This window comes from Segatella maculosa DSM 19339 = JCM 15638, assembly GCF_000382385.1.
Taxonomy (GTDB): Bacteria; Bacteroidota; Bacteroidia; order Bacteroidales; family Bacteroidaceae; genus Prevotella; species Prevotella maculosa.
Genome location: NZ_KB908320.1, coordinates 49,855 through 63,654, shown reverse-complemented (window position 1 = coordinate 63,654; position 13,800 = coordinate 49,855). Strand labels below are relative to the sequence as shown.

Here is a 13,800-nt window from a genome sequence, read left to right as displayed (position 1 = left end):
CTTCAAATTCCCTGCGTATTCTTTTCAAATTCCCTTATAAGAGAATTTAAATTCCCCTATAAGACAATTTAAATTCTCTTATAAGGGAATTTTGGCTCTCTACAAAGAGTTGATTATCAATGAGTTATAGAAGCATTTTTTTGGTGCGAAAAGAATGCGAAAAAACTTTACTTTCCAATCAAAATAACCCACTTCGAAACGCAGGCGGTACACTATTGCACCACCTTGAAACGTATTCGGAATGTATGCTTCATCTCGTCCCAGTTCGTCCCCAACAACTCGAAACGCCCGATTTGCGCCGTCGACCGCACATGCCTGCCCAAGCACGGACAGATGTCGAAGTCGCCAATGCGAACGAGCCGCAACATCTCCGAGGCGTCGTCGGGTAGTCGGTCAAGATCGATTCCTTCGGGAACATGCGCTCTGTCAACAAGCTCGTAGCTGACGGGTAGGTCTTGCTCTATGAGTTCGTTCATGCGCCGCTCGATTTCCTTTTCTTCTTGGCGCGTCGGCTTACGCTCAAGCGTGTAGCTCATCTTGCTCTTCTTCCGCTCGATATGCGCATTGCGGCTCCTCTCGCAGCCAAACATCTGCATCATCAGTCGGTTGAGCAGGTGCTCTGCCGTGTGGGCCGGCGGGAACTCGTCCTTATGATGCTCATTGAACACGTAATCTTTCATCTTCAGATTGAATTTAAAAATACCACAGCCGTAGGCCGGAACCACTACGCGCACGGAGGCGTCTCTCATCAAAGCGAACGTCGTCAGTTTGCCTGACAAGAGCTCGCGAGCCACAAAGTTCGCTTCGGGAATTTTCCAAAAATCGAAAGCGTGTGCAGGGATAATGATGTCCGAAGTCTTGTCGTGCTCCGCAAAGTTCGCCACGACCAGCACGATTACGTCGTCTTTCTTCCGCAAGAAAGCATACTCTTTGTCAGGATTGAAATCCTGTCGAGAGGGGTTGGCGTAAGTTAGGTCGAAGAACTCGCCGTCGTAGATTGCAGCCTCGCGATGGGCTATCCGCAAGAGTCGCCGATACGCCTCGGCCAGTGCCTTTTCTTCGTCGGACAACAACTGCTTGTCTGTAAAAGCGCGCCGCAGCGTTGAGACCGACCAATAGTCGAAGATTGACGTCCGACCGTCACGACCGCTGAAACCTTCACAGTCCATTCCCCTTTCGCCGAACTCCTGCCCACTGTAGAGCATAAAAGGATTGGTGCGCAGCAGAATTGCAATGGCTGCCGCAGGAATAGCCTTGCGCCCAGCACCGGCAAAGAAATCGCTCGCAATGCGCTGCTCGTCGTGGTTCTCGAGAAAGTAGAGCATGTGCTCGTGAATGTCGTCGGTGGCCTGCCACTCGCGGGTAATCTCGTGCGCGCCGCGCATGCCACTAATGACGCCACGCATGCAGTCATACATGCCCACCTTGTCGTAGAGATAGTCAAAGCCGTTGGCGATATAGGTGCGATAGAGCGAGGTGTTATAAACTTCGCCGATAAAAAGTATGTGTGGAAAACGCTTTCTCACCTTATTGGTGGCGTAGTCCCAAAACTCTACGGGCACCATCTCTGCCATGTCGCATCTGAAAGCATCGATACCCTTCGCGGCCCAGAACAGAAGTATGTCCGTCATCTTGCGCCATGCGCTCGGTATCGGGTCGAAGTGATAACTTCTGCCATCGGTATTGCAGTAATCAACGCCGTAATTCAACTTCACGGTTTCATACCAGTCGTTTATTCCGGGGTGCGCATCGAAATGGTCATTGCCCGTAGCCTTGGCCGGTGTTTCTTCGTAACTTGTGCCCGATGCAATCGCACTGAGGTCAAGCGGTTCGCCCCAGCAATAATAAAAGTCATTGCGTGGCGAGAAATGCAAGGCCGTGTCGTCGTCCTCCCCCAAATCGCGCACTCCCGTTGGTTTGCAGACTGACCGGTATTCGCGTGCAACATGATTGGGCACAAAATCCAAGACAACCTTCATTCCTGCCACATGGGTTCTTTCTATCAATTGCTCCCATTCCGCCATGCGTTCCGAAACCTTGTCGGCCAAATCCGGATCTACGTCATAATAATCCGTGATGGCATAGGGAGAGCCCGCCTTTCCCTTCACGATTTCAGGATGCTGCTTTGGAATCCCATAAGCAGAATAATCCGTCTGCGTGGCATGACGTATGACTCCGGTATACCATACATGCGTGATACCCATGTCGTGGAGTTCCTTCAGCGTTTTGTCATCAAAGGCGGAGAACTTGCCACAACCATTTTCGGCAATCGTGCCGGACTCGATGAGAGTCTCATTACGATTGCCGAAAAGTCTGGGTAACACTTGATATATTACTATCTTGTCTTTCATTATGCAATGCCGTGAGCACTAACACTCTTGTCTATTCTACCAATCATTCCCTGCAATGCCGTTCCCGGACCGCATTCGGTGAAATCGTTGGCACCGGCAGCAATCATGGTCTGAACACTTGCCGTCCAACGGACAGAACTTGTAAGTTGCGCTATCAGATTGCTCTTGATTTCAGCAGCGTCTGTATGTGCTTTGGCATCGACATTCTGATAGACAGGACATTTCGGCATCCTGAAAGTCGTTTTTTCTATGGCTGCCTGCAATTCATCCTTGGCCGGCTGCATCAGCGGAGAGTGGAAAGCCCCACCGACCTTCAACGGGAGTGCACGCTTCGCACCAGCTTCTTTCATCTTCTCACAAGCCTTATTAACAGCGTCGATATTGCCCGAAATAACCAACTGACCCGGACAATTGTAATTTGCTGCCACAACAATATTATTATCGGTGGATACCGATGCACATACTTCTTCAACTTTTTCATCCGACAAACCGATAATGGCTGCCATCGTTCCGGGATTTGCCTCGCAAGCTTTCTGCATTGCATTTGCACGGGCTGCCACGAGCTTCAGACCATCTTCAAAACTCAACGCTCCGGAAGCTACAAGCGCAGAAAACTCTCCCAATGAATGGCCTGCGACCATATCCGGATTGAAAGCTTCGCCAAGGCATAGTGCTTGAATGACACTATGAAGGAACACGGCCGGTTGCGTCACTTTGGTCTCTTTCAACTGTTCATCTGTTCCGGCAAACATGATATCAGTAATCTTAAAGCCGAGAATTTCATCAGCCTTATCAAAAAGCTCCTTTGCAAGAGCATTATTTTCATATAGGTCTTTGCCCATACCGACAAACTGGGCACCTTGCCCTGGGAATACAAATGCTTTCATTGTTTTTTCTAATTAAAATTCATTTGCTTGCAAAAATACAAAAAAAAATGCAGAACGACGCATATAAAATAAAAAATCCCGAGAACCAACAAGTAGTTATCGGGATTTATATAGATTTGCTTTACACTGCAATCATTAATGTACTATGATCATTCTGCCGCAGGAGTAACTTCTTCTTCAACTTTGGGAGCCTCAACTGCAGGAGCTTCGACTGGCGCATTCTCTGCAATGACAGTCACAGGAACCTTAACTTCCACTTCCTTGTGGAAGTGAACAGTTGCCTCGAACTCACCAACCTTCTTGATATCGTGCATGGTAATAATCTTGCGATCTACCTCTATACCTTTCTTTGCAAGTTCCTCTGCAACAATAGCTGAATTTACAGAACCATAAAGAGCACCAGTAGCACTAACCTTTGCCGTAATCGTGAGTGTAATGCCATCCAATGCAGCACCTTTCTTTTCTGCTTCAGCCTTAAGCATTGCCAGCTTATGAGTCTGCTGCTTCAAGTTTTCTGCAAGCACTTTCTTCGCAGAAGGAGAAGCAATAACACCCTTACCTTTCGGTATCAGATAGTTACGACCGTAACCATTCTTTACATTCACAATATCATTCTTGTATCCAAGTCCGATAATATCTTCTTTCAGTATGATTTCCATATTGCTAATTCCTCCTTAATTACTTCATCAAATCGGTTACGTATGGAAGCAGTGCAATCTGGCGGGCACGCTTTATAGCCTGTGCCACGCGGCGCTGATACTTCAAAGAGGTACCTGTGATACGGCGAGGCAAAATCTTGCCTTGTTCATTCAAAAACTTCTTCAAGAATTCAGGATCTTTGTAATCTATATACTTAATCCCACTTTTCTTGAAACGACAATACTTCTTCCTGCGAGTATCAATTGAAGGAGCTGTCAAATAACGGATTTCTGATTTTTTCTGCTCTGCCATAATTAAGCCTCCTCTTTTTTACCAAGTTTGTTTCTACGCTTTTCAGCATACTCTACAGCATACTTGTCAAGACGTACTGTCATGTAACGAATAACTTTCTCATCACGGCGATAGCCTGTTTCGAGCGTGTTAACGATGGATGGCTCACCCTTGAACTCAACCAAACAGTAGAAGCCTGTCGATTTCTTTTCGATAGCGTAAGCCATCTTTTTCAGTCCCCAAGCCTCTTCATTCAGAATCTCTGCACCGTTATCGGTAAGAAGTTTTCTGAATTTAGCGACCGTTTCCTTCATCTGATCATCAGACAAAACGGGAGTCAAAATGAAAACGGTTTCGTATTGATTCATACTAAATAAAATTGAAAAATAATTATTATTAAAATAGTAATTACACTCCAAACAGCAGAGTTCAAGACTCTCTCTTTTGAAATGCGGTGCAAAAATACTGCTTTTTGATGATATAAACAAATATTTTCGTACTTTTGTGATAAACTTCGAAATATGAGAAGACAGAATTCTAATATGATTAAGAAAGCTGCCCACTATATGGGCCTACCTATTATATATATAGGTGTGATTATTTTATTGGTAACACATTTATTGGATATCGGCAAGCACAACTTTCCGCATCTAATAGGTTTGGCACTTATCATTATAGGTATTATAGGATACATCGTAAATGATAAGTGCCAAAACAACTATTAAGACTTCTTTTACTCTTCCTCCGGAGTTATCAACTTATATCCTTTACCATGAATATTGATAATCTCAATCTGCGGATCATCTTTCAGATGTTTACGCAATTTCGTGATATAAACATCCATAGAACGAGCATTGAAATAGTTATCATCAATCCAAATTGTCTTTAAGGCAAAATCGCGCTGCAATATTTCGTTTGCATGGGAGCATAACAAGGCAAGCAACTCGTTCTCCTTAGTTGTCAACTTGGTCTGCTTCTCCCCTATCGACAACAACTGCTTCTGTGTATCAAAAGTAAACTCACCGATATGATAGAGTGTACTCTCCTTATTCTTCTTTCCCCGAACACGACGTAGGATTGCCTCAATACGGAATACAAGTTCTTCCATAGAGAAAGGCTTAGTGATATAGTCATCTGCACCAATCTTAAAGCCCTCGAGAATATCGTCTTTCAGCGTTTTTGCTGTTAAGAAAATAATTGGTATTTCGGCATTAGCCTGCCGAATTTCCTGTGCCAAAGTAAAGCCGTCTTTCTTTGGCATCATCACATCAAGCACGCAAATATCAAACTTATTCTTTAGGAACTCCCTGTACCCCACTTCTCCATCAGGGCAAAGCGTTGCCGCAAAGCCTTTCGCCTGCAAATATTCACGAAGAAGCATACCTAAATTTTCATCATCTTCACACAAAAGGATTTTCAGTTTTTCTTCCATAATTTTTATTTTTAAAGTTAATATTCTATTTTATAACTCGATTTTTATTGTTCTATAAATGGTAATTTTATCGTGAAAGTCGTCCCGTTTCCATATTCGCTGTCTACATAGATTTCTCCATCGTGCAAATCAACCATTTTCTTCACATAAGCCAACCCTAAGCCAAACCCCTTGACATCATGTACATTTCCAGTATGTACACGATAAAACTTATCGAAGATTTTTTTCAAATTATCCTTTTTAATACCAAGTCCCGTGTCTTTTATCGATATACAAACTTTCTTCCCCTCATTCCATGTCTTCAAATAAACATTCAATGGCAGGTCTGGCTTCTTATATTTCACTGCATTGTCCAACAGATTAAAAATTACATTCTGGAAATGCATTTCATCCACATATATCTTAGAATCAACTGCCTCTATATCCGTATACACATTTCCTCCCGTATGCTCCACACGCAATGTAAAGGAATTACTAATGCCTTCAACCATTTCATTGATATCTATCTCGCGTTTTTTCAATACAGCCTTTTTTCGATCGTACATACTCATTTGTAATACCTTTTCTACCAAAAAACGCAATCGCCTACTTTCATCATTGATGACACCTCCCAAATGGGTCATCATCGTCTCGCTCTTGGTAACACTTTTATCATTCAGCATCTGAGCAGCCAACGATATACTTGCAATCGGTGTTTTCAACTCGTGCGTCATATTATTAATAAAGTCATTCTTAATTTCACTATAACGCTTTGAACGGAATATAATTACAATTGTAAAGATAAACGTGACTAACAATACCAACGTAAATATAATACTTGGTATCATAAAACGAACGCTAGAAAAGATATATGCATTCATATCCGGGAAATGAATCTTTACAACACCCATCTTAGATTGGGGATCATTCCTGAATAAAACTTGTGAATAAGTAAACTCTTCTCCTTCATCAGAATAATCTGGGCAGCGGTAGACCTCTCTGCCGTCTTGAGTTGAAACCGTGAAGTGATAAGATATATTAATCCCATTATTCATCAATTCCGCCTTGAGGTCTTGATCAAGTAGTTTGAAGTTTATTCTTTCTTTCAAAGGCTTGTCTGAAGCTGAATAAAGAATAGAATAAACAACTTCGTCCAACAGAGCCTTTTGATAGACATAACGATTCTTGATAATCTCCTGCAATGACTTCGAAGCCTCTGATATCGAATTCTTGTCTGTTTTTAGAATCATTCCCTTGGGCATTGCCGATGGTTTTGTAGAAATTGTCTTAAGTTCGAATGAAGAATAGATAGTTCCATCTTTACCTATCGTAGAATACTGATGACTTTGCTGTATGGTACCATCATTGAGTTGCCCTGACCTTGTTCCAACAGAATCCCGTATAAAAGAACGACGTTCGGTCTCCTTGACGTCTTTTTCTAAATATCGTAACGTTTCATTTAATTCAAGATTACGCGAAGCCTGATAGAGCGCACGATTAACAGATTCGTCAAATTGCTCTTTTTTCATCTCAGCCATTTCCTGAATATAACTCAATTGCAGGAATAACAGCCCCATAAACGAAAGCCCCATGATGATGGCTATTGTCCATATTGTTCTTTGCTTCATGCAGACAAAGGTATATCAATTCTTAATTCATTAACATCATAATGTTAAATAAATATAGATTATTCAATGAATTTAACGAATTAATATATCTATAAATCAGAATGTAGCACTAAAAAAAGAGACAGAAATTATTATTCCGTCTCTTTTCCATTACATGATTAGCGTAAATTATTCGTCGTCTTTTGATAGTTCCGTTGCATGTTCGTTTATCAAAGCTGTCTGAAGCTCCGCAGGAACAAGCTCATAACTTGCAAATTTTGTCGTGAACGAAGCACGTCCTCCCGTTAATGAACTTAAAGAGATACTGTAATTACTCAGTTCCTTCAAAGGTATCTTGGCTTGGAGTTTTTGATAACCGGCCTCTGCATCCATACCCATAATTAAGGCTCTCCGACCTTGCAAATCACTCATGACATCTCCCATGAAGTCTGCTGGAACATAGACCTCCAAGTCGTATATGGGTTCCAAAATCTTTGGTCCGGCATTACGGAAAGCATCAGCGAAAGCATGGCGTGCAGCCAACATAAACGAAAGCTCATTGCTGTCAACCGGGTGCATCTTGCCATCATAGACAACCACACGAACATCACGAGCATAACTCCCTGTCAACGGACCATGTTCCATGCAATCCATCACACCTTTTAATATAGCAGGCATAAAGCGGACATCGATGGCTCCACCAACCACAGAGTTAATGAAAACAAGCTTACCGCCCCATTCCAAATCTACAACTTCCTTGCCCTTGATGTTTACTTTGAATTCCTGTCCGTTGAAATTATAAATCGTAGGATCTGGCATTCCCTCTGCATACGGCTCAATGATGAGGTGAACCTCGCCAAATTGTCCGGCACCACCACTCTGTTTCTTGTGTCGATACTCGGCTTTTGCTTTCTTGGTTATCGTTTCACGATAAGGTATCCTTGGTTCTTCATATTTTACTTGAAGTTTTTCATTGTTCTCCAGACGCCACTTCAAGGTCCTCAAATGGAACTCTCCCTGACCATGGACAATAATCTGACGCAATTCTTTGCTTTGTTCTAAAACCCATGTTGGGTCTTCCTGGCGCATTTTTACTATCGCAGCCATCAGTTTTTCTGTATCTTGCGAATTGACTGCCTTGATGGCCCTGCTATATTTCGAATTAGGATATTTGATAAAATTAAATCGCCAATCACAATCTTTCCCGTTTAAGGTATTGCCAGTCTTTACGTCTTTCAACTTAACAGTACACCCAATATCACCAGCGTTCAGCTTATCAACTGCAATACGATTAGCACCGGCACAAGCATAAATTTGTCCCATCCGTTCGCGGCTTCCACGATCGGCATTCGTCAGGTCATCGCCGGGCTTTACGCTTCCGCTCATCACCTTGAAATAACTAACTTCACCGATATGAGGCTCCATTCCGGTTTTAAAGAAATATAAACTCGTCGGACCAGAAACCTCGGGAGCGACTTCTTCGCCGCGCGTATTATGCAGCTTCGGCATCTCGTTAACAAATGGAACTACATTGCCTAAGAATTCCATTAAACGCTGTACACCCATATCTTTCCCCGCACAGACACAAAAGACCGGGAATATACTGCGTGTGACAAGCCCTTTTCGAATGCCTTCTCGCATCTCATCTTCTGTCAGAGACTCCGATTCAAAGAATTTTTCCATCAAAGTTTCATCGTTCTCTGCTGCCGCCTCGACCAAAGCTTTATGAAGTGCCATGGCCTTATCCATTTCTTCTGCCGGAATATCTTCAATGATTGGCGCACCACCTTCAGGCTTCCATGAATATTTCTTCATCATGAGTACGTCAATCAAAGCATTAAATCCGGCTCCTGTTTGTAATGGATACTGTATTTGAACACACTTCGGACCGTAGATATCCCGCATGGTAGAAATGATAGCATCGAAATCACACTTGTCACTATCAAGCTGGTTGATTAAGAAAATAACAGGTTTATTTAGTTTCTCCGTATACCGAAAGAAATTCTGTGTCCCAACCTCTGGTCCATATTGCCCGTTAATAAGAATAACAGCCTCGTCAGTCACATTTAAAGATGTAATGGCACCGCCGACAAAGTCGTCACTTCCCGGACAATCTATAATATTAAGCTTCTTATTGTTCCACTCGACATGAAAAACTGTTGGGAATACCGAGTAGCCATATTCCAACTCTACCGGGAAATAATCGCTTACGGTGTTCTTGTTTTCCACACTTCCGCGACGTTTAATGACTCCCGCTTCAAAAAGCATACTCTCGGCAAGCGTTGTCTTGCCGCTGCCCGCACTGCCAAGCAGTGCGATGTTCTTAATTTCATTCGTTTGATAAACTCTCATATCAAAAGATTTAAAGTGTTAGTAATCATTCATGGTTGATAATGACTCACGTATCATTATTGGCCTCTAAGATAGAAAAAAAAGAGAGAACAACCAAAAATATTTTAGGAAAATTAGTAATTTTGTATGGAAAAAGAGTACATGTCAGGTCTGTATATACATATACCATTTTGTGCGAGCCGTTGTATATATTGCAATTTCTATAGCACAACACAACAAATGCTCCAACAACAATATGTGGATGCACTCTGTCATGAAATGAAGTTACGCCAAGCCGAGCTTGCAAAAGATTGCATCCACTCCGACCATAAAATCAAAACCATCTATTTGGGTGGGGGTACTCCCAGTTTACTTACAGAAAAGCAATTGTCACAATTGTTTGCATGCATTTCCAAAGTGTGGTCGAAACACTTGGATTTACAGGAAGTAACGATTGAATGTAACCCCGATGATGTGACGACCGCTTATGCTATCACCCTCAAAAACCTGCCCATCAACCGTGTAAGCGTGGGCGTACAGACTTTCGACGACGACCGTCTTAGTTTTCTTAAACGTCGGCATAACCGCGAAGATATATTGCATGCCGTGCAAAACTTACGAGATGCAGGCATCAAGAATATAAGCATAGATTTGATATTCGGGTTTCCCGAAGAGACACTTGAAGCGTGGCAATCCGATTTACACGAGGCTATCAGCCTCAATGTTGAACACATCTCTGCATATAGCCTGACCTATGAAGAGGGCACACCACTCTTTCACTTGTTAAAACAGAGAAAGATAAAAGCGATAAGTGAGGAAACTGATTTGGCGATGTATGATAGTCTGATAGACACACTCGCGAATGTTGGGTACGAACACTATGAAATCAGCAATTTCGCACGACCCGGTTACCGAAGCATACACAACAGCAACTACTGGCATGAAATCCCATATATGGGCGTAGGAGCCTCTGCCCACAGTTATAACAAAAGCACGCGCAGCTGGAATATCAGCGATATCAACGCCTACATCGACAGTATTCAAAACGACAAACTGCCGCGAGAGTCCGAGTATTTGGACTTGAATACGCGCTATGACGACTTGGTCACGACAACACTCAGAACGCGTGAAGGAATCAACTTGACCAATCTTCTAAAACAATATGGAAGGAAATACCATGATTATATGCTTCATGAGGCACGACCACATTTGAATTCCGGCTATATGCAAATTAAAAATCATCACCTTTCGCTCACAAGAAAAGGTCTTTTCACTGCTGACGACATCATGAGTGACCTGATTTATATTGAAATCTAAGCAACCTGTCTTACCATATCGCTGAGATTGATAAATAGGGACACACGGTTCGTTTGCCTGTCCAAGATGAATTGAAGATATATTACACATGTTTATTTGAACAGACGTATGAGCCGTGAGTTCCTACACCTTTCATGCGGTTGGCCGTATCAGCCAAACGATATAGTGAACTGTAGCATTTTCTCCCACAAAGAAATTCATTCCTCCCACAAAGGTGTTTTATTTTACAATCCAATCTCAACCATTTTAGCTTGCAAAGTCAGCCATATTAGGCCACAAAATGGCTGAGATTGAGTCACAAAATGGCTGAGATTGGGTTGTAAAATGGGTGAAACTGTAAAACAGATGACAGATTGTCCGTGTTTTTTTCAAAAAAAGAGCGCTTTTGTTTGGCTGTTTAATGAAAAGAATGTACCTTTGCACACGCAATTCGGAAAGCAATATCCGAGGTGAAACAAATGCACCCTTAGCTCAGTTGGTAGAGCAACTGACTCTTAATCAGTGGGTCTAGGGTTCGAATCCCTAAGGGTGTACATTTGAAGATTACCGGAAATATTGCATTTGCACCCTTAGCTCAGTTGGTAGAGCAACTGACTCTTAATCAGTGGGTCTAGGGTTCGAATCCCTAAGGGTGTACAAAGAGAGATAGAATTTATCTCTCTTTTTTGCTTTATAACGAAAATGGCCATAAGAAATTAATTAAATTGCCTACCTTTGCAAATAAAAGTGAATGACATGAGAAACTTTATCATCGCATTATTTTGCCTGACGAGCGTCGTTATATCAGCTAACCCGGTAGAGAACCTGCTGGAGCGTATTGAAAGAGGAGCAAGCAAGAAATTCAAGACCCAATTGATTAAAAGCCCGACAGACTTCTTTGAACTTTCGCAAGAGGGAAATAAAGTCGTCATAAAAGGTAACACGTGGGTGAATATTGCCACCGGACTGAATTGGTATCTGAAATATCATGCCGGCATACACTTGACTTGGAACAACATGACTGCAAACCTTCCGGAACGTCTGCCGCAAGTAACCCAAACAGAACGACACGAAACCGACTTGAAGTTGAGGTATGATTTCAATTATTGTACCTTCTCCTACTCCATGGCCTTTTGGAATTGGGAACGCTGGCAAACAGAGATTGACTGGATGGCACTGCATGGTGTCAATCTCCCCTTGGCCATTGTGGGCGAAGAGGTGGCGTGGCGTAACATGCTATTGAAGCTGGGTTACACCAAGAAAGAAATCGGAAAGTTCATCGCAGGGCCTGCATTCCTCGCATGGTGGGAGATGAACAACCTTGAAGGTTGGGGCGGTCCGCTGCCCGATTCTTGGTATAAACAACAGGAAACGCTACAGAAGAAGATTCTTCAAAGAATGCATGAGTATGGCATGGAGCCCGTGTTGCCGGGCTTCTGTGGTATGATGCCCCATGATGCCAAAGAGAAATTGGGACTTAATGTCACTGACGGTGGCAAATGGAATGGCTACACTCGGCCCGCTAATCTATCACCTACCGACAGTCAGTTTAACAGGATTGCCGACCTTTATTATGTCGAACTGACACGACTTTATGGCAAGGCCAATTACTATAGCATGGATCCTTTCCATGAAAGCAACGACGATGATGCCTTGGACTATGGCAAAGCGGGAAGCGTGATGCTGGAGGCGATGAAACGTATCAACCCAAAAGCGACATGGGTTATTCAAGGATGGACAGAAAACCCACGTCCGCGTATGATACAAGATATGAAGAATGGCGATTTGCTGATATTGGATTTGTTTTCTGAATGCAGGCCCATGTTCGGTATTCCCTCTGTGTGGAAACGAGAGAAAGGATACGAGCAGCACGATTGGTTGTTTTGCATGCTTGAGAACTTCGGGGCAAATGTGGGGCTACATGGACGTATGGACCAACTGATTCACAATTTCTATAGCACCAAGAAGCGAAGCCCAAATACACAACATCTGAAAGGTATCGGCTTTACGATGGAAGGTTCAGAGAACAATCCCGTGATGTTTGAACTCATGAGCGAACTGCCATGGCGACCGGAAATATTCAAAAAGGAAGATTGGGTCAGAGGTTATGTGAAGGCAAGATACGGCAGGAAAGATGAGACCATCGAGCGTGCATGGCTCTTGCTTGCAGAAACGATTTACAATTGCCCGGCCGGAAACAATCAGCAAGGTCCACATGAGAGTGTATTTTGCGGCAGACCGGGATTGAATAACTTTCAGGTGAAGAGTTGGTCTAAGATGAGAAACTATTACGACCCGCAAGCTACCTTGGAAGCAGCCCGACTCATGACAAGCGTTTCCAGTCGTTACAAAGGCAACAACAACTTTGAATACGACCTAATAGATATCTGTCGGCAGGCTCTGGCCGACCAAGGTCGTTTGCAATATCTCAAGACCATCGCCGATTACAATGGATTCAGCCGTGCAGCCTTTGCGAAAGACGCGAGACGTTTCCTCGATATGATACTATTGCAAGACAGGTTATTGGGCACAAGAAAGGAATTTCGCTTGGGACATTGGACGGAAGCAGCAAGAAGTCTTGGGACAACGCAGGCCGAAAAAAACCTCTACGAGTGGAATGCCCGCGTGCAAATAACGACATGGGGAAACAGAACTTGTGCCGATAACGGCGGACTAAGAGACTATGCGCACAAAGAATGGCAGGGCATTCTGAAAGACTTCTATTATAAAAGGTGGAAAATCTATATGTATGCGCTTGCCAAGCAAATGGAAGACAACACGCGAAGCAACGAAGATGCGCTCGGCGGAGGAGCGAATGCCAACAAAACCGCCAACGAACTCTTTGAGATGGCCCTGCCAAAAGGCCCGCAGATTGATTGGTATGCCATCGAAGAGCCTTGGACACTGCAACACAACACCTACCGAAGTCAGCCCGAAGGCGACGCCATTGACATGGCAAAGGAAGTAATCCGGTTCTTGAAATAAGA

Annotated in this window: 10 protein-coding genes and 2 tRNA genes; 4 read left to right on the top strand and 8 right to left on the bottom strand. The window is 43.3% G+C overall.

Annotated elements, in window-relative coordinates:
* Positions 1-212 precede the first annotated feature (212 nt).
* The 8 genes from H164_RS14350 to H164_RS0102260 all read right to left on the bottom strand — a co-directional run bounded on the left by H164_RS14350 (position 213) and on the right by H164_RS0102260 (position 9,538).
* On the bottom strand, positions 213-2,351 hold the full coding sequence (locus H164_RS14350; protein ID WP_019967121.1) for an alpha-amylase family glycosyl hydrolase: 2,139 nt from the start codon (positions 2,349-2,351) through the stop codon (positions 213-215).
* Positions 2,351-3,238 (bottom strand): ACP S-malonyltransferase, encoded by an 888-nt coding sequence (gene fabD / locus H164_RS0102300; RefSeq protein WP_019967120.1) that lies wholly within the window; start codon positions 3,236-3,238, stop codon positions 2,351-2,353. The genes H164_RS14350 and fabD overlap by 1 nt, the downstream gene beginning before the upstream one ends.
* A gap of 149 nt (positions 3,239-3,387) precedes the next feature.
* Complete coding sequence (gene rplI / locus H164_RS0102290; RefSeq protein WP_019967118.1) at positions 3,388-3,897, bottom strand: 50S ribosomal protein L9; 510 nt, start codon at positions 3,895-3,897, stop codon at positions 3,388-3,390.
* Positions 3,898-3,916: 19 nt separating this feature from the next.
* On the bottom strand, positions 3,917-4,189 hold the full coding sequence (gene rpsR, locus H164_RS0102285; RefSeq protein WP_008563797.1) for a 30S ribosomal protein S18: 273 nt from the start codon (positions 4,187-4,189) through the stop codon (positions 3,917-3,919).
* Positions 4,190-4,191: 2 nt separating this feature from the next.
* Positions 4,192-4,536, bottom strand: a complete 345-nt coding sequence (gene rpsF / locus H164_RS0102280; protein WP_019967117.1) for a 30S ribosomal protein S6 — start codon at positions 4,534-4,536, stop codon at positions 4,192-4,194.
* A 365-nt stretch (positions 4,537-4,901) separates the two neighbouring features.
* Positions 4,902-5,600, bottom strand: coding sequence for a response regulator transcription factor RprY (rprY, locus tag H164_RS0102270; protein WP_008566723.1), 699 nt, complete (start codon positions 5,598-5,600; stop codon positions 4,902-4,904).
* 44 nt (positions 5,601-5,644) lie between these two features.
* On the bottom strand, positions 5,645-7,207 hold the full coding sequence (locus H164_RS0102265; protein WP_019967115.1) for a sensor histidine kinase: 1,563 nt from the start codon (positions 7,205-7,207) through the stop codon (positions 5,645-5,647).
* A 168-nt stretch (positions 7,208-7,375) separates the two neighbouring features.
* Positions 7,376-9,538: an elongation factor G gene (locus H164_RS0102260; RefSeq protein ID WP_019967114.1), complete on the bottom strand. Its 2,163-nt coding sequence runs from the start codon at positions 9,536-9,538 to the stop codon at positions 7,376-7,378.
* A 141-nt stretch (positions 9,539-9,679) separates the two neighbouring features.
* On the opposite strand from H164_RS0102260, the gene hemW reads away from it, so the two are divergent.
* From hemW to H164_RS0102240, 4 genes are all read left to right on the top strand, one after another.
* Positions 9,680-10,834 carry a radical SAM family heme chaperone HemW gene (hemW, locus tag H164_RS0102255; RefSeq protein WP_025829967.1) on the top strand — a complete coding sequence of 385 codons (1,155 nt, stop codon included), beginning with the start codon at positions 9,680-9,682 and terminating at the stop codon, positions 10,832-10,834.
* Between the two features lie 460 nt (positions 10,835-11,294).
* Positions 11,295-11,367, top strand: a tRNA-Lys gene (locus tag H164_RS0102250).
* A gap of 30 nt (positions 11,368-11,397) precedes the next feature.
* Positions 11,398-11,470 (top strand) — tRNA-Lys (locus tag H164_RS0102245).
* Between the two features lie 99 nt (positions 11,471-11,569).
* Entirely contained in the window at positions 11,570-13,798 is a 2,229-nt protein-coding gene (locus H164_RS0102240) for an alpha-N-acetylglucosaminidase (RefSeq protein WP_019967112.1), read from the top strand.
* Positions 13,799-13,800 lie beyond the last annotated feature (2 nt).

Coding starts and splice junctions, on each gene's coding strand:
- H164_RS0102265 (WP_019967115.1), bottom strand. CDS start 7,207: ATGAAGCAAAGAACAATATGGACAATAGCCATCATCATGGGGCTTTCG.
- fabD (WP_019967120.1), bottom strand. CDS start 3,238: ATGAAAGCATTTGTATTCCCAGGGCAAGGTGCCCAGTTTGTCGGTATG.
- rpsR (WP_008563797.1), bottom strand. CDS start 4,189: ATGGCAGAGCAGAAAAAATCAGAAATCCGTTATTTGACAGCTCCTTCA.
- rpsF (WP_019967117.1), bottom strand. CDS start 4,536: ATGAATCAATACGAAACCGTTTTCATTTTGACTCCCGTTTTGTCTGAT.
- H164_RS14350 (WP_019967121.1), bottom strand. CDS start 2,351: ATGAAAGACAAGATAGTAATATATCAAGTGTTACCCAGACTTTTCGGC.
- H164_RS0102240 (WP_019967112.1), top strand. CDS start 11,570: ATGAGAAACTTTATCATCGCATTATTTTGCCTGACGAGCGTCGTTATA.
- rprY (WP_008566723.1), bottom strand. CDS start 5,600: ATGGAAGAAAAACTGAAAATCCTTTTGTGTGAAGATGATGAAAATTTA.
- hemW (WP_025829967.1), top strand. CDS start 9,680: ATGTCAGGTCTGTATATACATATACCATTTTGTGCGAGCCGTTGTATA.
- rplI (WP_019967118.1), bottom strand. CDS start 3,897: ATGGAAATCATACTGAAAGAAGATATTATCGGACTTGGATACAAGAAT.
- H164_RS0102260 (WP_019967114.1), bottom strand. CDS start 9,538: ATGAGAGTTTATCAAACGAATGAAATTAAGAACATCGCACTGCTTGGC.